This window comes from Rhodococcus oxybenzonivorans (genome assembly GCF_003130705.1).
GTDB classification, from domain to species: domain Bacteria; phylum Actinomycetota; class Actinomycetes; order Mycobacteriales; family Mycobacteriaceae; genus Rhodococcus_F; species Rhodococcus_F oxybenzonivorans.
Map to the genome: position 1 here is coordinate 3305661 of NZ_CP021354.1, position 23352 is coordinate 3329012.

Genomic DNA, 23352 nt, shown 5'->3' on the forward strand with positions numbered 1-23352 from the left:
CATTCGATCTCGCCGGCGGGCGGCACCTGCCGCCCGCCGGGGCATCAGACCGAGCTGGAGTCTCACGACGCCGTTGGTTGCGGAGCCGTCATCGTCGGTGAGCGAGGTGATCTGGCTGAACGTGGCCGTACAAAATAGCCCAGGCCAGCCGGTGACGGACGATCTTTGCCAGACTGTCTTCATGAATGCTGTCTGGCCGATGGTGCATGCCGAGCGTGCGGCGCTGATCGATGACCTCACCCACCTCACCGACGACCAATGGGCCCTGCCCTCGCTGTGCGGCGACTGGACCGTGCACGACGTCGCCGCACACCTCATCAACAACGCGAAGACCACCCGACTCGGCATCGTGCGCAACATGGTCCGAGCGCGTTTCGACTTCGATCGCCAGAACGCCCAGGGCGTCGAACGTGAACGCGGCGCCACACCCCAGCAGACGCTGGCCCGACTTCAGCAGGTAGCCAACTACACGTCGACGCCGCCGGCACCGCTCGACAGCAGACTGGTGGAAGAGGTCGTCCATGGCGAAGACATCCGACGGCCGCTGGGCATCAACCGCATGTATCCGTCGGAGGCGGTCGTCAGGTCGTTGCAGTATCAGGCGCGGACCCCGGTATCCCTGGGCGGTGCGAAACAACTCATTGCCCCCGTCCGATTGCGGGCCACCGACGCAGACGTATCGATCGGTGATGGCCCAGAAGTCTGTGGCCCGGCACTCTCACTGCTCTTGGCGATGTCGGGGCGCAAGTCGGCGCTGGGTGACTTGGACGGACCCGGAGTACCTGCGCTGGAGTGATCACGCCCGTGGCGTCCCCAGCACCATTCCGCTTGCGGGGCGACCCGTCCGCGCGCAAAGTCGGCCTGGCTGTCCCACTGGTGGTTCCGGATTAATTCCTCTCTCGGTCAGAGCGTTTCGGCTGAACGACGACTACGCGTGGTCGTGGGCATTATCGTTGCTCGCGTGGGCAAGCTGATCTATTCGTTCCTGGCGTCGCTCGACGGCTACATCGCCGACCGGGCCGGCGCCTTCGATTGGGCCGTCCCCGACGAGGAAGTACTCGACTTCATCAATGTCGCCGAGCGGGAGGTTGGGACATACCTCTACGGCCGCACTATGTACGAGATGATGACCGGTTGGGAGAACGATCCGGCAGTGGCCGGCCAGTCACCCATGAGCGCAGAGTTCGCCCAGATCTGGCAGGCGGCCGAGAAAGTCGTCTTTTCGCGTAGTCTCGACTCGGTTTCCACGACACGCACGCGGATCGAGCGCACCTTCGACCCGGGCTTGGTGCGGGACCTCAAGGCCACTACGGCGAAGGACCTCAACGTGTCCGGCGCCACCCTTGCTGCCTCCGCATTTAAGGCACGACTGATAGACGAGTTCCACCTGTACCTTGCGCCCACGCTGATCGGGGGCGGTAAGCGGATGTTCCCGGACGACATCCGTCATTCGCTGGAACTGCTCGACGAACGCCGGTTCGGCAACGGCATGGTCTTCCTCCGCTATGCCGTAAAAACATGAGTCAGCGCTGAGGGTTCCATGCCATGTGGCGACAGATTATGTCGAAGCCGTTGCGCAAGTACGACTTGTGAGCCGCATGCCGGGTGTGCCCGGTGTCCAGGTGCAGTTGGGCGCAGCCACGAAGGCCGGCTTGTTCCTGAAGGTGCTCGAGTAGTTTGGCTCCCAGCCCTGTGCCACATCGTTCGGGTAGCGCGATGAGGTCGGCGATCAGGACGACTCAATCTTTCACGGCCTCGCGTCGGCGAAAGCCCCCCCGATCGGCAAAAGGGAAGGCGCTCCCCCGCCCACCCGCATCCGAGAATCGACCACCCTTGCACATACAACCGATTGGTTGTATATTTTTGGGTGTGTCAGAATCAGACGAGGATCAGGCGGATGCCCTGTTCCACGCGCTATCCGACCGAACGAGGCGCGACATCATGCGTCGCGTACTGGCCGGCGAGCATTCCGTCTCGGCACTCGCAGCGAAGTACGACATGAGCTTCGCTGCGGTACAAAAGCACGTCGCCGTCCTAGAGAAGTCCGGTTTACTCGTGAAACGACGCAGTGGCCGTGAACAACTCGCCAGGGGCGATGTCGAAGCAGTGCGCGCGGTGTCGTCCATGCTCACCGAGCTGGAACAAGTCTGGCGTGGGCGGATCGCACGCATCGACGAACTGATCGCAACGCAACCTCAACGGAAGGAATGAACGATGCCTGTCACCAATGTCAGCCACGACATCGATGCACTGACCCTGACCATCACCGCCGAGTTCGCGGCGCCTCGGGAGCGAATCTGGCAAATCTATGCCGATCCTCGCCAGCTCGAGAAGATTTGGGGTCCGCCGACGTACCCGGCAACAGTGGTCGACCATGAGTTCACCCCGGGCGGTCGGGTCACCTACTACATGACCGGCCCCGAGGGCGACAAGCATGCGGGCTACTGGAACATCATCTCCATCGATGAGCCGACCGGCTTCAGCTTCACCGACGGATTCGCCGATGCGGATTTCAGCCCGATCGAATCGATGCCAGTGTCCACCAACGATTTCTCCTTCCGTGAGGAGGGCGGCAGCACCATCGCAACCTACGTGAGCACCTACGCAACTGCCGAAGGTCTCCAGCAGGTGCTCGACATGGGCGTGGTCGAGGGTGCTTCGCAGGCGATCGGCCAGATCGACGACCTCATCAAGAGTTGAGGCTGCCGGGTCACCACAGTGGCCGATCTCGTCGCCTCGCCCTTCGTGTGCGAGGCGACGAGCCGGCACGACGAGTTGCATCGTTCAGGTTGTGCGAACCTCAGATGCGGCGCATCACCGACACCACCTTGCCCAGGACGACTGCGTCGTCACCGTCAATCGCAGCATAGGCAGGATTGCGGGGCTCGAGGAAGACGTGGCCATCGCGGCGCCGGAGCACCTTGACCGTGGCCTCGCCATCAATCATCGCGGCAACGATCTCGCCGGAGTGGGCTTCGTCCTGGCGGCGCACCACGACGACATCGCCATCGCAGATCGCGGCGTCGATCATCGATTCGCCGCGTACCCGCAACCCGAAGACGGTGCCGGAGCCGACGAGCTCGCGAGGGAGCGTCAGTGTCTCATCGGCGTGCTCTTCCGCGAGGATCGGTGCGCCGGCGGCGATGTCGCCGACCACCGGTACCGTCACATTGTTGTCGGACGAGTGACCGTGCTTCGCCTCGGTGAGGAACGGGCGCACGTCCAATTGCCGAGCCATGGCCGAACCCCGGCGAAGAAAGCCCCTCTCCTCGAGACTTTTCAGATGCTTGGACACCGACGACGTCGACCGCAGGCCCACCGCATCCCCGATCTGCCGGGTGCTCGGCGGACATCCATGTGCAGCCACCCAGTCCCGGATCGTTGCCAGGATCCGCTGCTGGCGGGGTGGCAGGGTGGAGGCGTCAAGGCCGCCGAACATGTCGAGATCGTCGTAATCGGTCACCGGAGAATGGTAGGGGGTGGCCACTGATCGTCGCGAAGGCCACTACTTCTCTCCCCGATCGCTCCGACCGCATTTCTATGCGCCGGACAGCGGCTAACGTGAACCAATGATCAGCGCCGCCGGACCGCCCGTTCGCGCGCAGAGTGACGTCAAGCCGAACAAGCCTCCCGGACCGATCCATCTGGCGGTGACCGCTGCCTCACTGCTGATTCTGGTGTGTATCTACTACGACTGGTGGCCCTCTCGCTACGGCACCTCGAGTTGGGCCGATCCGATGTTGTTCGGTGCCGCGGCGCTGCTGATCCTCGCCGTCCTAGGGCTGGTGTGGGCAGTGAAGACCTTGTATGTCATCGGCCAAGACCGGCGGTGGTCATGGTGGATCGCGGCTGCGCCGGCGGTCCTACTCGTCGCTGTCGCCACGGTGATGCCGGCACCACGGCCGTCATTCGACGACACCCGCGCAGAGTTCGAGCGGGTGGCGCTCGAGTTGCTGGCAGATCCGGAGCCGCTCCACAGCCACCTCGAGATCGGCCGGTTCGATATCCGCACCGCCATGTCGGGCGACGATGGCGTGGTCTACTTCATCGAGGACGGCGGACTCGGACTGACGGTGAGCAGTGGTTGGGCGTACAGCCCGCACGGTGTGCCCGCCGGGTTCGATGATTTCACTGCGACTCACCTAGGGGGGCCGTGGTACGAATTCATTTCAGTGTGGCGAACTTGACCGCCCATCCGTCCCATCGTCTTCCCGCCTCGCGACGAGGATTCCCCGGATGACCACTTCCCGACGTCTCCGGCAGGTAGCGTCCGAACTACGGTCACCGTGGCATCTGCCCGGCTTCGGCAACCGTTCGCTCCCGACGAGCGCCAGAAACGCATTCTCGTCGAGGGGGCTGCGCGCGGCGTGCCCCTGGTCCGCAACATGCCAAGCGATCACCTGACCGGCACTGCCGGGCTCGGGCGGACATTTCGGACGACGATCATGGTGCGGAAGCATCGGTGGCACACCACGACACCGGAGCGGTCACACTGGTCTGCGACATCGATCCTCACTTCGCGTCGATCTGTGCCGGCTCGGATGCGGTCGATCGGCTCCTGGCCGACCCACGGGTCGACGTCGTCGTCGATGATCCCGACAGGGAACCCCCGTACTACTCCTGAATGGACCGCTGACCCTTTCAAGCGTGCAGGGTGGGCCGGTAGATGAGCTCTTGGATGTTTCCGTCGAGCGTCCGGCTTTCGATCAGCTCGAGGTCGAAGTCGGCCGCACCCTGAAAGATCGGGTCCAGCCCGGTCTGACCGGTAATGACGGGGAAGATCGTCACCTGGACGCGGTCGACCAAACCGGCGGCCATCAGCGCCCGGTTCATCGACAGACTGCCGTGTGAGCGCAACGGCACCTCGGACTCCTCCTTCAGCCGGGCGACGACGTCGACGGCGTCACCGCTCACCAGGGTCACGTCCGGCCAGTCGAGCTGTCCTTCCAGGGTGGTCGATACCACCGTTGCCGGCAGACTCCTCATCCGGGTGACCCAGGGATCACGAACCTCGGACTCCTCCGTGCTCGAGGCCAACATCTGCGCGAACGCGCGGTAAGTGTTGGCGCCGAACACCATCCGCTGCTCGGTGCCGTACAAGGCGAGGCGGTGGTCGAGCAGTTCGGGGCCTTGCTTGCCCCAGTAACCGGTCCAGTTGCCGCTGGCGGCGCCGAAGCCGTCGAGGCTGGAAAAGACGTCGAAGGTGTAGGTGGCGGTCATGATGCTCTCCTCGGGTGCGGTCGGTCGGGTATGTGGATACAGACTGGATCTTTCGGCGAAACTCATCACGCTCTGTCCCGCGGGAAGTCCGAGCTTCGACGTTATTCCGTCCAGCCGACCGATGAATTCCGGTTCGTCTTGCAGTCTGCATTGATGAAGGTTCCTTCCGCGCCTGCGGGAGGCTCGAGACTGGTGACAAGGAGCGTGCACACCGTGGACCGAGAGGACGTCTGCGCCACCGTGGCCGTTGCGGCCCCCGCCACCAGGGTGTTCGCGCTGCTGGCCGACCCGAGGACCCATGCTGCGATCGACGGCACCGGGTGGGTGCAGGACGCGGCCGACCAGGCGCCGCTCACCGAGGTGGGGCAGATCTTTCGGATGGACATGTATCACCCCCACCACCCGAACGGTGACTACAGAGTGGCCAACCAGGTCCAGGTGCTCGACCCGCCGCGGGCCATTGCCTGGCGGACCGGGCAGGAAAAGGAAGATGGTCAGCTGGAGTTCGGCGGCTGGGTCTGGCGTTACGACCTGGTGCCGCTCGGTCCGTCCGAGACCGAGGTCACGCTCACCTACGATTGGTCGGCGGTGCCGCAGTTCATCCGGAAGTACCTTCAGTTCCCGCCGTTCGGTCCCGATCATCTCACCAACTCACTGCATCACCTGGCAGAGCTTGCGGCCCACTCCTGAGGCCTAGGCATCTCCCGGTCGCCTATAACGGTCGGCCGACCGTCGATTGCAAAACAATTGCGTCGCACCGTGGCCGCGACGGCGTCCGAGGTTACGGTGTGGTGAGTACGACGCAAACCCACAATGCACTTGTCGTCCTGTGTCGGCGATTGCCGCAGACCATGTTGTCCACGTGATGAAGCGGTCGGGTCGTCCTCGAATCTACCGAGCACCCGGGCGCCGAGTACGACACCAAGTCCCGATCGGAGTGGTAGATGCCGGCGCCCGGTGTGCCGTGATCAGGTCGGGTGCTTATGCCGTGTCGGCTTTCTCGACCGCGTCACGAGTGAGATCAGTGAGTTTTCCAATGTTCTCGGCATTAGCCGGGTAGCCGGCCGAGGTCACACCGATGACGTACTCGCCTGCGAGGGCGCCGTATCCGATGTGCGTTTCTTCACCCTGCGTGACGGCGCCGGCGAACGCCTTCTCGCCCACACCGGATGGCGTCGGTAGCGCTACGAAACCCTGAACCTCTTCGCTTTTGTCGATCGCTTGCTCGAATGCGGTCGATGCGGAGTCGGGGCTGGAATACTGATCGACAGACACGGTGACCCGCCTGCCGTCAGCCCCTTCGTAGATCACCATTCTCGTCGCCTCGGGGACACCGGCAGCATTGGCGTTCGCACTTGTTGTGGCCTGTCGATCTATCTCCGCGAAGTACTTCTGAACGACTTCCATCCCCACCAGGACTTCCTGAGGCACGAGGTTCGGGGTGGATGTCGTCGCGTCCTGTTGCGATTCCCCACCAGGCTCCGTGCGCTGTTGTCCACACCCGCCCGCCGTCAACGCTCCGATCACAACGATCGAGAGAATGGCGAGAGCCGCGCGACGGCCGATGCGGCGCGGCCGGTATTTCTCCGTTGGTTGCGCCACGCCGGGAATAAGCATGACACCAAGTATCACCGCTCCCCCGTCCTCGGACAATCGTCGCGCTTCGTTGGACGAATCCTGAAAGTCGGTGCCTCGCGATTGCGGTCGGAAGGTCTCTTTGGAAACCTCGAAGAAGCAGGTGTCGACCGAACAACGTGGAAGGTGACCTCCGATTCATGACGCTGGCGAATGCCTGTGAGCTCTATAGAGGCACAGGCCTCATCGGTCAGCCGGCGGCCGCTGTCACCAGCCTGGCCTTCGTGGTTGCCGGCGTCGCGGTGATCGCGCGCCGTCGGAACGGTGCGCCGACCGTGATCTACGGCCTGCTCGTCGTCGCCGTCGGTGCCGGGTCACTTGTTCAGCACGGACCCAACCCGTCGTGGCAGGCCTACGCACACGACTTGCCGATCGCGACTCTGCTCGCCTACGTCGCCGTCGAGGCCGCGTCCGACCGGTTCGGCAGTCGGCTGTCGCCCGGGTGGTGGCTCGTTGTTCCGCTCGTGATGGTTCCCGCCGTGGCTGCCGGATCGGCTGTATCCACGATCGTGCAGGCAATGCTCGCCGCGCTGGCTGTAGGACTGAGCATGGAACGCGCGCGCGTCCATCCGCAGTTGAGACGCGCGACGGTCGCCGCGGCAGTACTTCTGGCGTCCGGCGCTCTGCTCGGCGCCATCGGTGACCGGACGTCGATCTGTCGGCCGAGCAGTGTCGTTCAGGGCCACGCGCTGTGGCACGTTCTGGCCGCCGCCGGATTATGGCGACTCGCGTCCACAATCGGTGCATCCGCCGAAAAGGCGCCGAGGCGCCCGGAGCCGGATTCGCCGCCGACCAGTTCCGACGGCACGTTTCGTCGACCGCCGACGTGACGGGCGTAGCCCCGCGAGTGAGAGAAAGGCGCGGTGGATCAGGACTTGACGAAGACGGCGTTGATCACGACACGGGTGGCGAGGCGCGAGCCCTTCTTCGTGTAGGTCATGCCCCAGTTGCTGCGGTCGAGGAGTAGTTCGGCGCTGACCGTGGCGGTGTCGTCGGTGGCGACAACCTCTGCGGGCACGGTGAGCGGTCGAGTCTGCCCGTGAACGGTCAGGTCGCCGTCGAGATGTACGTGTCCCGGATCGGCGGGTCGCGCTCCTGCCGCGGTGAAGACAATGGTGGGGTACTTCTGAACATCGAAGAAGTCAGCGGAACGCAGGTGCTCGTCGCGTTTACCGTTCTTGGTATTCAGCGAGGTGGCGTCGACGACCAGCCTTCCGGTGATACCTCCGTCATCACCGACCGTTGCGGTGCCCTCGACGGTGTGGAAGCTGCCGGTGACCCCGAAGATCCACAAACCCTTCGTGTGGAAGGTGATCGAGGTCCGGGACGGGTCCAGAGTCCAGGACCCGGCGAGCGTAGACAGTTGCGGGACGGACTCCATCGGCGATGTCATGTGTACCTCCGGTAGGTGATGATCGGTAGCCAGACGCGGTGTCGAGAGAGCGCGGGGGCGTCACGACAAATCGGTCTCGGCTGGACTCCATCCCCAACGGACACCCTCTAAAAAGCATGCTAGCTGCGGGGCCGACTGTCTCGTGGAAGTTCTGGAGGTAGCCGCAACCGAGTGCCGGCTGAGACCATTACGTGTGTCCTACGAGAGGAGACGAACGATGACAGCGTCCGATCCACAGGTCACCACCCGCGAGCAATGGCTCATCGCGCGGCGCGAGCTACTCGCACAGGAGAAGGAGCTGACCCGACACCGCGACCGGGTCAACGCCGCCCGACGCGCGTTACCCATGGTCGAGATAACCAAGAAGTATGTATTCGACGGTCCCCACGGCAAGGTCGAACTCGAGGACTTGTTCGACGGCCGCAGTCAACTCCTTATCTACCACTTCATGTTCGAACCCGACGCCGACGAAGGTTGCCCGTCCTGTTCGTTCACGATGGACAATGTGGGCGATCTGCGCCACCTGTACGCCCGGGACACCTCGTTCGCGGCCGTGTCACGCGCACCGCTGCTCGCGCTCGAGCGCTACCGGCAGCGGATGGGTTGGGCACTCCCCTGGTACTCCTCGCACGGCAGCGACTTCAACTACGACTTCCACGTCACCCTCGACGCGGCGGTCGCACCGGTCGAATACAACTACAAGGACCAGGTCGAGCTGGAGCGGATGAACCCCGCCTGGAAGGGCTGGTCCGGCGAAGAGCACGGTGTCACCGCCTTCCTCCGCCACGGTGATCGAATCTTCCACACCTATTCCGGCTACGCGCGCTCGACCGAAACGCTCCTCGGCACCTACCAGTGGCTCGACCTCACCGCCCGCGGCCGGCAGGAGGACTGGGAACAACAACCCCGCCGCGGCGACGACCCCGCCATGAGTTGGCTGCGCCGCCACGACGAATACGAAGCAGACGTCATCGCAGGATCGAAGAGCGCTGAGTGACCTGCCCGGTCATTCCACGGAGGCGTCGGAACCATCGAAGGTGTCGAGGATCTGGGCCGCGGCCAGCGCCGCCGTCAGGGAACCGTCACGCACCTGTTGCTCGACCTGCCCGCGAATGTCCTTGACCCGCGGGTTGGATGCCAGTCGACGCAGCAGCTGATCGTGGACCATGGTCCACGTCCAGTCGACCTGCTGGCGACGACGGTTCTCTTCGAACCGTCCGGCCTTGGTGAGCACCTCACGGTGTTGCTGGACGGTGTTCCAGAACTCCTCGAGCCCGATACCTTCGAGTCCGCTCATCGTGATGACGGGCGGCTTCCAGATGGCGTCGTGGGGGTAGATCAGCCGCAGTGCGCCCGCCAATTCGCGGGCAGCTCCCTTCGCTTCGCGTTCGTGCTTGCCGTCGGCCTTGTTGACGGCGACGAGGTCGGCGAGCTCGAGTACACCCTTCTTGATGCCCTGCAACTGGTCACCGGTCCGGGCGAGAGTGAGGAAACAGAAGCAGTCGACCATGTTCGCGACCGTCACCTCGGACTGCCCGACCCCGACCGTTTCGACGAGAATGACGTCGAAACCGGCTGCCTCGAGGAGCACGATGGTTTCCCGGGTCGCCTTCGCGACACCGCCGAGGGTGCCCGAGGTCGGCGACGGCCGGATGTAGGCGTCCTTCTCCACGGTCAGCCGCGCCATGCGGGTCTTGTCGCCGAGGATCGACCCGCCGGTGCGCGTCGACGACGGATCCACCGCGAGGACCGCCACCCGATGACCTTTCCCGATCAGGTACATCCCCAGTGCGTCGATGAACGTCGACTTGCCGACGCCGGGCACACCGGTGATACCCACCCGGTGCGCGTTGCCCGACTCCGGAAGCAGTTCGAGGAGCAGACGCTGCGCCGCCTCCCGGTGGTCGGTGCGTGTCGATTCGACCAGGGTGATGGCCTTCGCCAGGCCGGCGCGCTGGTTGGCGCGCACGGCCTGGGCGAGGGCATCGATGTCGACTGGAGGGCGCCCCATGTTATTCCGGGGTGCCCGTCAGGTCGTGCCCGAGCTGGGCGGCCAGCTTCTCGAGCAGACCGGTGGCCGCCTCGGCGATCACCGTGCCGGGCGGGAAGATCGCGGCGGCGCCCGCCTGGTAGAGCTCGTCGAAGTCGCCGGGCGGAATGACACCGCCGACCACGATCATGATGTCGGGACGCCCCACCGCCGCGAGCGCATCCCGCAGTGCAGGCACCAAGGTGAGGTGACCTGCAGCCAACGACGACACACCGACCACGTGGACGTCGTTGTCGGCCGCCTGGTTCGCGACCTCTTCCGGGGTCTGGAACAGCGGTCCGACGTCCACGTCGAAGCCGATGTCGGCGAAGGCGGTGGCGATCACCTTCTGTCCGCGGTCGTGCCCGTCCTGGCCCATCTTCGCGATGAGGACACGCGGGCGGCGGCCCTCCTCCTCGGCGAACTTCTCGACGAGTTCCGTTGCGTTACTGATGTTGTCCACCTTCCCGGCCTCGTCCCGGTACACCCCGCTGATGGTGCGGATCTCGGCCTGGTGACGTCCGAACACCGTCTCGAGTGCGTCGGAGATCTCGCCGACGGTGGCGTGCGCACGGGCAGCGTCGATGGCGAGCGCGAGCAGGTTGTTCTCCATGCCGCCCTCCGACGAGGCAGCGGCGCGGGTGAGCTCGGCGAGTGCCGCCTGCACCGCGACGGGGTCGCGTTCCTCACGCAGGCGTGCGAGCTTCTCGAGCTGTTCCTTGCGGACCCGCGAATTCTCGACCTTGAGGACCTCGATCTTCTGATCCTCTTCGGCCCGGTACTTGTTGACACCGATGACCGGCTGACGACCGGAATCGATGCGCGCCTGGGTGCGGGCGGCGGCCTCTTCGATACGCAGCTTCGGGATGCCCTCGCTGATGGCCTGCGCCATACCGCCGGCCTCTTCGACCTCGGCGATGTGCGCCCTGGCGCGGTTCGCCAGCTCGTGAGTGAGCCACTCGACGTAATGGGAGCCGCCCCACGGGTCGATCGGGCGGACCGTCCCCGATTCCTGCTGGAGCAACAACTGGGTGTTGCGGGCGATGCGGGCGGAGAAGTCCGTCGGCAGCGCCAGCGCCTCGTCGAGTGCGTTGGTGTGCAGAGACTGGGTGTGCCCCTGCGTGGCGGCCATGGCCTCGACGCAGGTGCGGGCCACATTGTTGTAGACGTCCTGGGCGGTGAGCGACCAACCCGAGGTCTGCGAATGTGTGCGCAGCGAAAGCGATTTCGCCGACTTCGGCTCGAACTGGGCAACCAGTTCACTCCACAGGAGACGGCCGGCCCGCAGTTTGGCGACCTCCATGAAGAAGTTCATGCCGATGGCCCAGAAGAACGACAACCGCGGCGCGAACTTGTCGATCTCCATGCCGGCGTCGAGGCCGGCGCGGAGGTACTCGACACCGTCGGCGAGCGTGTACGCCAGCTCCAGATCGGCTGTGGCACCGGCCTCCTGGATGTGGTACCCGGAAATGGAGATGGAGTTGAACCGCGGCATCTTCGTGCTGGTGTACGCGAAGATGTCCGAGATGATGCGCATCGACGGCTTCGGCGGATAGATGTAGGTGTTGCGGACCATGAACTCTTTCAGAATGTCGTTCTGAATGGTTCCGGCCAGCTGTTCCGGAGCGACACCCTGCTCCTCCGCCGCCACCACATACAGGGCCAGGATCGGCAGAACGGCACCGTTCATGGTCATCGACACACTGACGCTGTCGAGGGGAATGTGGTCGAACAGCTGCCGCATGTCGAGGATCGAGTCGATGGCCACACCGGCCATGCCCACGTCACCGGCGACGCGCGGGTGGTCGGAGTCGTAGCCGCGGTGGGTGGCCAGGTCGAACGCCACCGACAGACCCTTCTGCCCCGCCGCAAGGTTGCGGCGGTAGAAGGCGTTGGACTCGGCGGCCGTCGAGAATCCGGCGTACTGACGGATGGTCCACGGCTGGTTGACGTACATGGTGGGGTACGGCCCACGCACGAACGGCGCGGCACCGGGGAAGCTGCCCACCGGGTAACCCTCGGACTCGGCGGCGTCGCGGTCTGCCTTGGTGTAGACCGGTTTGACGTCGATTCCCTCGGGTGTGGACCACACCACCTGTTCCGGGGTGTAGTGGTTCGCCGCCGCGGCAGCGGCGATCAATGCGTCCGTCTGTTCCGCGGTCGGTGCGGCCGGCTGCGGAAACTGAGGATCCTCCAGCGGCACGTCGGCGAAGCTGCCGATCGTGTGCTTGACCTCGCGAGTAGTCACTTCTTGCTCCCTGTGTCGCCCGAGGTGTTCCCCGCGCTCTCGATGATGTCGAGCAGATCGGACAGGACCGAGACTGCATCGATGCGTGCTGTGACGAATCCGTCGGGGCGGGCAGCCCCGTCCACGTCGGCAACAACCTTCTCCGGACCCGCCAGGAGAACGGTGCCCACACCGGCAGCGCGCAGTTCCTCGACTGCGGCCGCGGCGTCGGCGGTGTACCGCTTGTCGGTACCGCAGATCACCGCGATACCGGCCCCGGACTGTGCCGCTGCGGCCGCGATGCTGCCGTCACCGACGGCGAGGGGTCCGGGATTGACGGCGGCGATACCACCCGATGCCAGCAGGTTCGTGCTGAAGGTGGTGCGCACGTTGTGCTCGGCGACCGGTCCGAGCGGAGCCAGGAACGCGGTGGGCCGGACCCCGTGGAGCGCCAGATAGGTGTCGGAGCGGTCGCGGAGCCTTTCGAAGGCGGCGGCGTACCGCGCCACCCGTCCGGTGTCCGCGGCACCGGGAGGCAGTGGCGCCTCCTCCAGATTGGGATACTCGTTGACCCCGGTGACCGCGGTCTTGCGGTGTGCGATGTCCGATTCGCGTTGCGCCCGCGTCGAGTTGATCCGTTCGGTGATCTGCCCGGCGCCCAGGCCCGCGAGATATCCGCCGGCCGACTCGATCTGCTGGAAGAATTCCCACGCCTTCCCCGCGATCCGCTGCGTGAGATCCTCGACGTACCACGATCCGGCGGCGGGGTCGAGCACGCGGCCGAGGTGCGATTCCTCGAGCAGCAACAACTGGGTGTTGCGGGCGATCCGATCGGCGAAGGTCTGCGAGACCCCCAGCGCCCCCGCGGGCAGCGCGGCATCGAACGGCAACACCGTCACCGCGTCGGCACCGCCCACCCCGGCGCCGAACGCGGCGAGGGTCGTGCGGAGCATGTTCACCCATGGATCACGTTGCGACATCATCGCGGCGGACGTGACCGCATGCTGCGGCGCGCCGCCGAAGTCGGAGGCACCGCATACCTGGGCGATCCGGGCCCACACCAACCGGGCGGCGCGGAACTTCGCGATGGTCTGGAATTGGTCGTCGGTCGCCGCGAATCGGAAATCGATCTGGCCGAACGCTTTTCCGATGGGCAGCCCACTCGCGGTGAGCGCCCGCAGGTACTCGAGCCCGGCGGCGACGGACGCACCGAGCTCCTCCGAGTCGGAGGCGCCCGCGTTGTGGAAGACGGTGCCGTCCACGGTGATCGCGCGCACCTGTTCCGGTCGGCTGGACGCCTCGGTGGCCAGTGCCACCGCATCACCGAGCTCGATGTCCGTCACACCGGCGAAGGCACTCGTCAGCGGCGCCGCACCGAGGTGGACGCGCACCGTGGTGCGATCGGTGACGCCGTCACCGGCGGACGCACGCGCGTCGAGCAGTGCGAACAATGCGTGGGCCGCGGCTGTCACCTCGGTTCCGGCATCGAGGGTGAGCGGGGCGAGGTCGAGCAGCACGCCGTCGAGCGCCGTCTCCAGCGACCTGACGGGCAGCGTGTTCTCACCGACGGTGAGCCAGACCGCGCTGACCCCGTTTTCCAAGGCGTCGAGGATGGACCGGTTGACGTCCGCCGGATCGGCGCCGGCACCGAATCGGGCGCTGACGAGCCAGCCGGAGTTGACGTCCCGAGTGGCGTCGACGCCCCGAACGTAAGGGAATGCGCCGGGAAGCGGCTGCTCGGGGCGCTCGTCCCGGGGACTGTAGAGCGGCGCGACGGTGACACCGTCGTAGGTGGTGGTCTCGAGGAGCTTCTCGGGTTCCGGACCGAGGTCTGCCGCGTCGACTCGCCGCGATTTCGCGAGGACTCCCGCCACGGAGCGCTGCCAGTCGGTATATGCCCGCGCAGCTTCCTCGGTTTCTGAAGCTAATGACACGGTGTCCGCTTCCTCTCCCTGCATGGCCCTGATGAGCGATCGATCAATATGTTGTGTTGGTGTGATGCTAGCCGCAGACTCCGCTCTCCTATCGTGAGGATCACCACATGATGGATAACCTCAGGTCATGAGCATGACGCCGGAACCGTTCGGCGCCCAGGGCGCCGTGACTCCGCGGTTCTTCGGGCTGACCTTGCCCGTCAGGGGAGATCATTTTCCGCGGCGAACTACTCCATCGTAGGAGGATGGCCGCCGCCGCGCTGGCCCGAATTCTCGTCCCGCGGGCGGGGGTCGCACCTGCGCGGCGGCGGTGTCCGGATGAGACGGTCTCCGCTACGACCGTGCTCTCGACGGTTTTCCTCGCACGCCCCTTCGCGGTGCGGCCGGGTAGCCTGGTGCCCTGTGAAGAGACGCCTGGGGAACCGCAGGGTCATCGGCGTCGCCGCACTGGCAATCGTGCTGGTGGTCGTCGCGGTGGTGGCACCCCATCCGTCCGTTCTGCAGATCCGGGAATGGGCGCAGTCGGTGGGCCCGGCTTTTCCGCTGGTCTTCTTCGTCGCGCATGCGCTGGTGACGATATTCCCGTTCCCCCGCACCGTGTTCACCTTGAGTGCCGGGTTGCTGTTCGGGGCCTGGCTCGGCATCGCGATCACCGTCGCGGCCGCAACGGTCAGCGCGGTGCTTGCTCTGTATCTGGTGCGCGCCATCGGCCGGGACGTCGTGTGGCAACGCATCTCCAGCCCGACGATCCGGCGGGTGGACGAGCGGATCGCCCGACGGGGGTGGCTCGCCGTCGGCTCTCTCCGGCTGATCGCATTCGTCCCGTTCTCCGTGGTCAACTACTGCAGCGGCGTCTCCTCCATCCGCCTGCTCCCCTACGTGCTCGCCACGGTCGTGGGCATCCTCCCCGGAACGGTGGGGATCGTGGTTCTCGGGGACGCCCTGAGCGGTGAGACGAATCCAGCCCTCCTCCTGCTGTCCGGTGTGTGCGTCGTCGTCGGCATTCTCGGGTTGATCGTCGATTCTCGGCGTCCCCTCGATCGATCCGACGCCGAGGAGTTGCTGCTGACCGAGGGTGTGTCTACCCCTCATCCTTGAACGCACGATGTCAAGTTACGAGTCTTGACAGGCAAGTTTCCAGGTTCTAGCCTTGACGAATGTTCGTCCTCACCGTCGACCAGCGCGGAAGTCGCCGCGACGTCGACCGTGTCGGCGACCTGATCGCCGAACTCGGCGATCACCGACTCGTCCGCCCGTTTCAGCGCACGGCCGGCGACGAGATGCAGGCGGTCGTGGCAGATCCCGGGACCGTGGTGGCTCTCGCCCTCGATCTCGTCGGTCGCGAACACTGGAGCATCGGCATCGGTGCCGGAGCCGTGGAAGAACCGCTTCCCGACGAGACGCGTGCCGGCCGAGGACCGGCGTTCGAACTCGCCCGCGTCGCCGTCGAGCGGGCGAAAAGTGCCCCGGGCCGGGTCGCGGTGGAGGGTTCCGACACCGACTTGTCCGCGGACGCCGACACCGCACTCACCCTCGTCGCAGTTCTCCTCACCCGCCGTACCGACGAAGGCCGCGAAGCCGTCGCACAGATGCGGCGCGGGCTCACCCAGACGGAGGCGGCCAAAACCCTGGGCATCAGCAAGCAGGCCGTCTCGCAACGCCTCGCCACCGCGGGGTGGCAGGTCGAAACGGCAGGCCGCCGCCTGGCCGAACGACTCCTACAGAAGGCGGATTCATGACGGTGGTCGCGCTCCTCGCCCTCGGCGTCGCGGCGCTGGCACCGTTGGTGCTTGCCACACAGCGCGTTCCCCGCTGGGTGTCCCAGTGGGCGGCCCCGCTCGTCGGGCTCGCCGCCCTCGCCGCGGCCGCGGTCGCCGGCTCCGCCACCACACCGGTGAAGGGATTCGCACTGGGTGCGACGCTCGTGCTGGGCGCAGCAGCGGCCATCACCGGCGGGGCGCCGATGGTGCTCGCCGCCTTCAGGATCGCCCGGCGCCAGCCCGATTCCGGTGACGACCCCCGGCCCGAGGCAGGCCCGTTGCGAGGCGGTCGGGTGATCGGACTGCTCGAGCGTGCCGCCGTCGCCGCCGCGATCCTCGCCGGGTGGCCGGAGGGTATCGCCGTGGTCCTGGCTGTCAAAAGCTTGGCCCGCTACCCCGAACTGCGCGAACCACACGCCTCCGAGCAGTTCATCATCGGCACGTTCACCAGCGTGCTCTGGGCCATCGCCGTGTGCGGCGTCGGGCGGGCGCTCATCACCTAGCCCTTGGCCTCACCGAAAATCCCTGCGGCACAGAAAGATCAACCTTCCGAGGCACTTCAATACCCGGTGACACTGCCCATCCCGCGGTGACGCGAGACCAACCGGAGGTGGGGGTGATTCCACCCCTGGGGTTGATGGAATCCCCCGGCGATGCGGACGAGAGTAGGAATCGTCCACTTCGAGGGAGAAGATCAAGTGCATTCCGACTTCGTGTCACACGTTCGAGCCCAGGCCGCCACCTACGGTGAGGAACGCTCCTACACCTACCATCGCGAGGTCGGCCGCGAACTCGTCGAAGAGGTTCTCACCTACCGCCAGTTGGACCAGGATGCGCGGGCGATCGCGTCGTGGTTGTCGACGCGGCCCGAGGCCCACCGCCCGGTGATGCTGCTGTACGTCGACGGCATCGACTTCCTTCGCGCATTCCTCGGCTGCCTGTACGCCGGTGTCGTCGCCGTACCGGCCCCCGTGCCGCACGACGCCCGCAGCATGGCGCGGGTGGCCACGATGTTCGAGGACGCCGACGTCGGTCTGGTGCTCACCACGTCCGCCATCGAAGAACTGCTGACGGCGTGGATCGGGAACTCCGGACTCACCGGCACGGTCGCCGTCGCGTCGACCGACGCCGCCGAACTCGGCGACCCCGACGAGTGGCAGATGCCCGAACTGGACGGCGACACCCTCGCCTTGCTCCAGTACACCTCGGGATCCACCAGCGAGCCCAAGGGCGTGATGGTGACCCACGGGAACCTCCTGCACAACGCCGCGGCCATGGTCGAGGCCATGTCTGCGGCCATCAGGGACGGCGACGCCGGCAGCGTTGTGGGCTGGCTTCCACACTTCCACGACATGGGGCTGATCGGCATGCTGCTGCTCCCCCTCTACGCCGGCAGCAACCTTGCCTTCATGTCGCCGATGACCTTCCTCAAGCGCCCGGTGCGCTGGTTGCAGTTGATCGATCGCTACCGCGCCGACATCACCGTCGGCCCGAACTTCGCGTACGACCTTCTCGCCCGCCGGATTCCCGACGACCAGTTGACCGGACTGGACCTCTCCTCGGTGCGGGTCGCTCTCAATGGGGCAGAACCGATTCGCCCCCGTACCCTCGAGGCCGTCCTCGACCGGCTCCGGCCCTACGGGTTCCGGGCGGACGCGTTCTTCCCGGCTTACGGTATGGCCGAGGTGACGTTGCTCGCCACCGCCGGAGCCGTGGGCAGCCCGCCGGTGTACCTCGACGTCGACCCCGCCGCGCTCGAGCGCAACGAGCTCACTCCGATGGCCGGTGGCACCCGACTGGTGAGCAGCGGCCGCGCATTCGGTGTGGACATTCGCGTCGTCGATCCGGACACCACCGACGAGCTGCCTGAGGGCCGGGTCGGGGAACTGTGGATCCGCGGTGGCAGCGTCACCGCCGGCTATTGGAATCGGCCCGAGGACACCGAGGAGAAGTTCCACGCCACCACCCTGGGCGGGGACGGGCCGTTCCTGCGCACAGGTGACCTCGGCGCTTCCGTCGGCCGTGAAATCTTTGTCACGGGCCGGCTCAAGGACCTGCTGATCGTCAACGGACGCAACCTGTACCCCCAGGACATCGAGGAGGCGGTGCGCGAACTCCATCCAGCCCTCACCGGATCGGCCGGAGTGGTGTTCTCCATGGACACCGGACGCCACGAGCGCCTACTGGTGATCCACGAGGTCAAGACCGGATTGCTCGATCAGGGTCAAGAGAACGACACCGTGACGATCACGGACCTCGCCCGAAAGATCAAACTCTCCGTCGCCCGGGCCTTCGACGTGCCGGCGCCGAGCGTCGTCCTGGTCGACCGGCACGGGGTGCACCGCACCACCAGCGGAAAGGTTCAACGCCGATCGATGCGCGCGTCGTTCCTCGAGAACCGGGTGGATGCGGTGCTGCACGAAGAAATCGATCCGGCGGTCCAGGGCCTCCGCCGAACCGCCACACCTGCACACGCCTGACGTCCACCCCCCTCGCCGACAAGGAAATATCCCCATGCCTGCTTTCGTGAACCCCACCCGCGACCTCACCCCGGCTATCGACTGGCTCACCCGAAGGGTGGCATTCTATACAGAGCAGCCGGTGCACAATGTCGACCCCGACATCCCGCTCGCCGAGCTGGGAATCGAATCGGTGTCTGCGGTGAGCCTGTGCGGCGAGATCGAAGACCAGTGGGAACTCGAACTGGACCCCACTGTGGTATTCGACTACCCCACCATCGCCGAGATGGCTGTCTTCATCGCCACCGAAGTCGAGGACCGGTACGAGAGGGCCGCATGATCGACATCGCCATCGTCGGCCTCGACTGCCGATTCCCGCAGGCAACGGACGCCGACGCGCTCTGGAGGCTGCTGATGGCCGGCGGCGACGGAATCGTCGACGTCCCCGAAGACCGATGGCACCCGAACGACTTCTACAACGAAGCCGGTGGACCGGGTGCGATCAACAACTGTAGCGGCGGATTCCTCAGCGACGCAGACGCTTTCGATCACGAGTTCTTCGGAATCGCCCCCCGCGAGGCCCAGGCGATGGACCCGCAGCAACGCCTGCTCCTGCAGACGGCGTGGCGTGCCCTCGAGGACGCCACTTTGGATCCGCGGGGCCAAGCCGGTTCGAACACCGGCGTATTCGTCGGCGTGATGGCCAACGAGTGGAATCTGCAGATGAGCGACCTCTCGCGGATCACGCCGCAACTCGGAAGTGGCAACGGCTACTTCATGACCGCCAATCGAATCTCGTATCAACTGGACCTCGAGGGCCCGAGTATCGCGGTCGACACCGCGTGTTCGTCGTCCCTGGTCGCCGTCCACCTGGCCTGCGCGGCGCTGCGAGCCGGCGAGTGCGACCAAGCGCTCGCCGGCGGCGTCAACATTGCCCTCACCCCCGCCCTGAACGTCTTCTACACCCAGGCCGGGCTGTCCGCACCGGACGGACGATGCAAACCGTTCAGCGCCAAGGCGAACGGTATCGGCCGGGGTGAAGGTGCCGCCGTGCTCGTGCTGCGCCGCCTCGCGGACGCGCAGGCCGAGGGGTTGCCGATCTACGCGGTGATCAAGGCGAGCGCGGTCAACAACGACGGCCGCAGCAACGGAATCACCGCACCCAACCGGTGGGCCCAGCAGCAGGTCATCGGCGAAACCTATCGGCGCGGCGGGGTGACGCCGGACCGCGTCGCGTTCGTCGAGGCGCACGGCACCGGAACCGTGCTGGGCGACATGATCGAGATCAAGGCACTCGGTCACCTCCACGGCGTTCCACGCCCGCAGCCGTGCGCGATCGGATCGATCAAGGGCAACCTCGGTCATACGGAGGGTGCGGCCGGGGTGGCCGGGGTGATCAAAGCAGCGCTGGCTCTGCACCACCGTGTGGTACCGCCCACCCGCTGCGCGGAGGACGAGAACCCTCGACTTCGACTGGCCGACAACGGGCTCCGTCTCGCAAAGGAGCCGATGAGCCTGCCCGACGGCGACGTCTACGGTGCGGTCAGCAGCTTCGGGCTCGGCGGTACCAACGCCCACCTGCTCCTGGCCGCCGCGCCCGCCGACGAGGCCGTCCCGGTGGGCGTCGGCGGCGGCGTACTCACCCTGGCGTCGAACAACAGCGAGGGCCTGCGACGCAACGCCGCCGTCCTCGCCGACCATCTCGCCACCCGCCCCGCTACCGAACTGCCCAGGGTGTGCTGGACCTCCAACCGGGTGAAAGCCTCCGGACGCCACCGCCTTGCGGTGCCCGTACAGGACCGCGACGAGGCCGTGTCCGCCCTGCGCAACCTCACGACCGACCCGAGCCTGCTCGACGTGTCGTCCGGAACCGCACGGCCGGTGAGCACCGGCTGGCTCTTCACCGGTCAGGGCGCACAGTACCCGGGAATGTCGCGTCAGCTGCATGAGCGGTCCGCGGCGTACCGACTGGCATTGGTGGACGTGGACGAGCAGATGGCACCACATCTGGGCCGATCGGTCCGCGCGCTGCTGCTCGACGCCGGCGACGACGACATCCGTCGAACCGAGTTCGCGCAGCCCGCTCTCTTCGCCGTGGAGTACGCGCTGGCGCGAGTGCTCACCGAGATCGGCATCGAGCCCGCGTGGCTGGTCGGCCACAGCGTCGGCGAATACGCGGCCGCGGCGCTGGCCGGCGTTTTCGACCTGGACGACGCGTGCCGCCTCATCGCCGCCCGGGGGCGACTCATGCAGCAGTTGCCCGAGGGTGGTGCGATGCTGGCCGTGCGCGCCGCCCGGGAGGAGGTCGCCGATCTCCTCGCCGGTGAACCGTCGGTCGCGCTGGCAGCGGTGAACGGGCCACGGGACCTGGTGCTGTCCGGGTCGGCGGGCGCACTCGAGGTGATCCGAAAGTCTCTGGCGGGGAAGGGTTTCGCGGTCCGTCCTCTCGCCGTCTCCCACGCGTTCCACTCGCCGCTGATGAGGCCCGTGTCGGACGCCTTCGCCGAGGTCGCGGCCGGCTGCACCTACCGGCCACCGACCATCCCGATCTTCTCCACCGTGCACGGACGGCTACTCGACGTGGACGAGCCGATGGATGCCACGTATTGGACCGACCATATCGAGGCGACCGTGCAGTTCGCGGACGCGGCAGCCGCCGCGGTGGCGTCCGAACCGACGCATCTGATCGAGGTGGGACCCGCACGGGTCCTGGCGCCGATTCTCACCCGTGCTCATCCCGACCTCGCCGCGAAGTACCTCCTACCGTGCCCCGGCCCGGCGGCCACCGGTCACGAGCTCACCGACACCGTCGCTGCCCTGTACCGGGACGGTGTCGACCCGAACTGGGATGCGCTCTACGAACCGGGCGCGCGTGTGCGCCGACGACTGCCCGGCTACTCCTTCGCAACCACCGCCCGCTTCTGGACGTCGGTTTCCACCACTGTCGGGGTGACCACAGCGACCGAGGCGGCCGACGCTCAACCGCCCACCACGCCGTCCACCGACGCACCGAAAGCAGAGGACTCCACCATGGAGCACCTGATTGCACTGTTCCGGGAGCAGGCCGCCGTCCTCGCCGCCGTCGCCCATACCGGCGCCGACATCTCCGCGCCCGCATCGACGACACCCCACGCCGACACCGCCACCCGCGAACGCGTTTCCGGAGAGATTGCCGAGGGAATCCGCGGCGAGGCGGCGCGTGTCAGCGGGTTCCCGGCCGGGTCGTTGCGGACCGCACACACCATCGTCGGCGACCTCGGATTCGACTCGATCATGGTCGCCGACCTCTTCAGCGGGCTGAGACGAACCTTCCCGGAACTCGTCATCGACCCCGAGTGGTTCTCGTCGTCGACGACCCTCGGCGACCTGATCGACCACGTGAGCACGCAACTGCAACCCGCAACGTCGCCGGCCGCTGCCCCGACCCCCGAACCTGCGGTGGCGTCGGCGGGCCCCGCAACCGCCCCCCGCATAGTCCGGCCCGAGTACCGCATCTCCGACTTCCCTGAGGTCAAGACACTTTCCGAGCGCCTAACCATGACCGAAGGGTTCGGCGTCACCAACCCCTACTTCCTGATCAACGACGGGGTCACCCGCGACACCTCGATCATCGGCGGGAACGAAGTTCTCAACTTCTCGAGCTACAACTACCTCGGTATGTCCGGCCATCCCGCCGTGGTCGCCGCCGTACAGGACGCCGTCGCCCGCTACGGCAGTTCGTGCTCGGCCAGCCGGCTGCTCTCCGGCGACAAGCCGGTCCACCGCGAGCTCGAGACCGAACTCGCCGCACTACTCGGCACCGAGGACGCCATCGTCCTGGTCAGTGGGCACGCCACCAACGTGACCGTGATCGGGCACCTCGTCGGTGAAGGTGACCTCGTCATTCACGACAGCCTGGCGCACGACAGCATCCTGCAGGGCTGCACACTGTCCGGCGCCACCCGCCGCCCGTTCCCCCACAACGATCACGACGCGCTCGACACCCTGCTCACCGCGATCCGGCCGCAGTACCGGCGGGTCCTCATCCTCATCGAGGGCGTGTACAGCCAGGACGGCGATATCCCCGACCTTCCGGCCATGATCGCAGTGAAGAAGAAGCATCAGGCGCTGATGATGATCGACGAGGCGCACAGCATCGGGGTGCTCGGGGCAACCGGCGGCGGTATCGGCGAACATTTCGGCGTCGACCGCGGTGATGTCGAGTTGTGGTCCGGCACCATGTCGAAAGCCCTGGCCGGCTGCGGCGGATACGTCGCCGGGAGTTCCGAGCTGATCCAGTTCCTCAAGTACACCACCCCCGGCTTCGTCTACAGCGTCGGCATGACACCCATGAATGCCGCGGCGTCGCTGGCCGCGATTCGTCAGATGCGCGCCCAGCCGGAGGTACTCGACCTTCTGCGACACAATGCGCAGCTGTTCCTCTCACTGGCCACCGAGGCCGGCATCGATACCGGTGACACGCGGGACACGCCTGTCATTCCCTGCATCGTCGGTGACTCGCTGAAAACGCTGAAGTTGTCGAACAGGCTGCTGGAGCGCGGAATCAACGTGAACCCTATTCTCTATCCCGCCGTACCCGAGGATTTGGCGCGGCTGAGATTTTTCGTCACCTCGTGCCACTCCGAGGACCAGATCCGCTACACGGTGAAGACTCTGGCCGAAGAACTCGCTGCACTCCGGGACGGCGACTAGTGC

Annotated in this window: 23 protein-coding genes; 15 read left to right on the forward strand and 8 right to left on the reverse strand. The window is 66.2% G+C overall.

The window, feature by feature from the left end:
• The first annotated feature begins 181 nt into the window (after window positions 1-181).
• Together CBI38_RS15605 and CBI38_RS15610 are read left to right on the forward strand one after the other, a co-directional pair.
• Window positions 182-796 (forward strand): maleylpyruvate isomerase family mycothiol-dependent enzyme, encoded by a 615-nt coding sequence (locus tag CBI38_RS15605; RefSeq protein ID WP_109330144.1) that lies wholly within the window; start codon window positions 182-184, stop codon window positions 794-796.
• A gap of 138 nt (window positions 797-934) precedes the next feature.
• Window positions 935-1522: a dihydrofolate reductase family protein gene (locus CBI38_RS15610; protein ID WP_230989852.1), complete on the forward strand. Its 588-nt coding sequence runs from the start codon at window positions 935-937 to the stop codon at window positions 1520-1522.
• A gap of 1 nt (window position 1523) precedes the next feature.
• Here CBI38_RS15610 and CBI38_RS40585 read toward each other — a convergent pair whose 3' ends face one another.
• Entirely contained in the window at window positions 1524-1733 is a 210-nt protein-coding gene (locus CBI38_RS40585; protein ID WP_109335117.1) for a GNAT family N-acetyltransferase, read from the reverse strand.
• Window positions 1734-1869: 136 nt separating this feature from the next.
• Between CBI38_RS40585 and CBI38_RS15620 the strand changes: the two genes are divergently transcribed.
• Window positions 1870-2211, forward strand: coding sequence for an ArsR/SmtB family transcription factor (locus CBI38_RS15620; protein ID WP_109330145.1), 342 nt, complete (start codon window positions 1870-1872; stop codon window positions 2209-2211).
• A gap of 3 nt (window positions 2212-2214) precedes the next feature.
• Window positions 2215-2700: an SRPBCC family protein gene (locus tag CBI38_RS15625; protein ID WP_109330147.1), complete on the forward strand. Its 486-nt coding sequence runs from the start codon at window positions 2215-2217 to the stop codon at window positions 2698-2700.
• A gap of 100 nt (window positions 2701-2800) precedes the next feature.
• Here CBI38_RS15625 and lexA read toward each other — a convergent pair whose 3' ends face one another.
• Window positions 2801-3439, reverse strand: a complete 639-nt coding sequence (gene lexA / locus CBI38_RS15630; protein ID WP_230990239.1) for a transcriptional repressor LexA — start codon at window positions 3437-3439, stop codon at window positions 2801-2803.
• 130 nt (window positions 3440-3569) lie between these two features.
• Here lexA and CBI38_RS15635 point away from each other — a divergent pair, with 130 nt between their 5' ends.
• Together CBI38_RS15635 and CBI38_RS37885 are read left to right on the forward strand one after the other, a co-directional pair.
• On the forward strand, window positions 3570-4187 hold the full coding sequence (locus CBI38_RS15635) for a DUF1109 family protein (protein ID WP_109330149.1): 618 nt from the start codon (window positions 3570-3572) through the stop codon (window positions 4185-4187).
• A gap of 275 nt (window positions 4188-4462) precedes the next feature.
• Complete coding sequence (locus CBI38_RS37885; RefSeq protein ID WP_162603150.1) at window positions 4463-4624, forward strand: hypothetical protein; 162 nt, start codon at window positions 4463-4465, stop codon at window positions 4622-4624.
• A gap of 17 nt (window positions 4625-4641) precedes the next feature.
• On the opposite strand, the gene CBI38_RS15640 is transcribed toward CBI38_RS37885, so the two are convergent.
• Complete coding sequence (locus CBI38_RS15640; protein ID WP_109335119.1) at window positions 4642-5220, reverse strand: dihydrofolate reductase family protein; 579 nt, start codon at window positions 5218-5220, stop codon at window positions 4642-4644.
• Between the two features lie 204 nt (window positions 5221-5424).
• Between CBI38_RS15640 and CBI38_RS15645 the strand changes: the two genes are divergently transcribed.
• Window positions 5425-5910 carry an SRPBCC family protein gene (locus tag CBI38_RS15645; protein WP_109330150.1) on the forward strand — a complete coding sequence of 162 codons (486 nt, stop codon included), beginning with the start codon at window positions 5425-5427 and terminating at the stop codon, window positions 5908-5910.
• A gap of 291 nt (window positions 5911-6201) precedes the next feature.
• On the opposite strand, the gene CBI38_RS15650 is transcribed toward CBI38_RS15645, so the two are convergent.
• A complete protein-coding gene (locus tag CBI38_RS15650) occupies window positions 6202-6837 on the reverse strand; it encodes a hypothetical protein (RefSeq protein WP_418328339.1) in 636 nt (211 codons plus the stop codon).
• A gap of 158 nt (window positions 6838-6995) precedes the next feature.
• Between CBI38_RS15650 and CBI38_RS15655 the strand changes: the two genes are divergently transcribed.
• Window positions 6996-7685 carry a hypothetical protein gene (locus tag CBI38_RS15655; RefSeq protein ID WP_109335121.1) on the forward strand — a complete coding sequence of 230 codons (690 nt, stop codon included), beginning with the start codon at window positions 6996-6998 and terminating at the stop codon, window positions 7683-7685.
• Between the two features lie 38 nt (window positions 7686-7723).
• Here the strand turns inward: CBI38_RS15655 and CBI38_RS15660 are convergent, their stop codons facing one another.
• Window positions 7724-8248, reverse strand: a complete 525-nt coding sequence (locus tag CBI38_RS15660; protein ID WP_109330152.1) for a YceI family protein — start codon at window positions 8246-8248, stop codon at window positions 7724-7726.
• A gap of 217 nt (window positions 8249-8465) precedes the next feature.
• Between CBI38_RS15660 and CBI38_RS15665 the strand changes: the two genes are divergently transcribed.
• A complete protein-coding gene (locus CBI38_RS15665; protein WP_109330154.1) occupies window positions 8466-9245 on the forward strand; it encodes a DUF899 domain-containing protein in 780 nt (259 codons plus the stop codon).
• Between the two features lie 9 nt (window positions 9246-9254).
• On the opposite strand, the gene meaB is transcribed toward CBI38_RS15665, so the two are convergent.
• Genes meaB through mutA form a run of 3 tightly spaced genes read right to left on the reverse strand, consistent with a single transcriptional unit; the run spans window position 9255 to window position 14438 of the window.
• Window positions 9255-10259: a methylmalonyl Co-A mutase-associated GTPase MeaB gene (meaB, locus tag CBI38_RS15670; RefSeq protein ID WP_109330156.1), complete on the reverse strand. Its 1005-nt coding sequence runs from the start codon at window positions 10257-10259 to the stop codon at window positions 9255-9257.
• A gap of 1 nt (window position 10260) precedes the next feature.
• Window positions 10261-12525 carry a methylmalonyl-CoA mutase gene (gene scpA, locus CBI38_RS15675; RefSeq protein ID WP_109330158.1) on the reverse strand — a complete coding sequence of 755 codons (2265 nt, stop codon included), beginning with the start codon at window positions 12523-12525 and terminating at the stop codon, window positions 10261-10263.
• On the reverse strand, window positions 12522-14438 hold the full coding sequence (gene mutA / locus CBI38_RS15680) for a methylmalonyl-CoA mutase small subunit (RefSeq protein WP_109335122.1): 1917 nt from the start codon (window positions 14436-14438) through the stop codon (window positions 12522-12524). The genes scpA and mutA overlap by 4 nt, the downstream gene beginning before the upstream one ends.
• A 402-nt stretch (window positions 14439-14840) precedes the next feature.
• Here mutA and CBI38_RS15685 point away from each other — a divergent pair, with 402 nt between their 5' ends.
• The 6 genes from CBI38_RS15685 to CBI38_RS15710 all read left to right on the forward strand — a co-directional run bounded on the left by CBI38_RS15685 (window position 14841) and on the right by CBI38_RS15710 (window position 23349).
• Complete coding sequence (locus tag CBI38_RS15685) at window positions 14841-15536, forward strand: TVP38/TMEM64 family protein (RefSeq protein WP_230989853.1); 696 nt, start codon at window positions 14841-14843, stop codon at window positions 15534-15536.
• Between the two features lie 59 nt (window positions 15537-15595).
• Window positions 15596-16177: a hypothetical protein gene (locus tag CBI38_RS15690; RefSeq protein ID WP_109330161.1), complete on the forward strand. Its 582-nt coding sequence runs from the start codon at window positions 15596-15598 to the stop codon at window positions 16175-16177.
• Window positions 16174-16701, forward strand: coding sequence for a hypothetical protein (locus CBI38_RS15695; protein ID WP_109330163.1), 528 nt, complete (start codon window positions 16174-16176; stop codon window positions 16699-16701). The genes CBI38_RS15690 and CBI38_RS15695 overlap by 4 nt, the downstream gene beginning before the upstream one ends.
• A 195-nt stretch (window positions 16702-16896) precedes the next feature.
• Window positions 16897-18678 carry a fatty acyl-AMP ligase gene (locus CBI38_RS15700; protein ID WP_109335123.1) on the forward strand — a complete coding sequence of 594 codons (1782 nt, stop codon included), beginning with the start codon at window positions 16897-16899 and terminating at the stop codon, window positions 18676-18678.
• A 34-nt stretch (window positions 18679-18712) separates the two neighbouring features.
• Complete coding sequence (locus CBI38_RS15705; RefSeq protein ID WP_109330165.1) at window positions 18713-18997, forward strand: acyl carrier protein; 285 nt, start codon at window positions 18713-18715, stop codon at window positions 18995-18997.
• A complete protein-coding gene (locus CBI38_RS15710; protein ID WP_109330167.1) occupies window positions 18994-23349 on the forward strand; it encodes a type I polyketide synthase in 4356 nt (1451 codons plus the stop codon). The genes CBI38_RS15705 and CBI38_RS15710 overlap by 4 nt, the downstream gene beginning before the upstream one ends.
• Window positions 23350-23352: the final 3 nt, after the last annotated feature.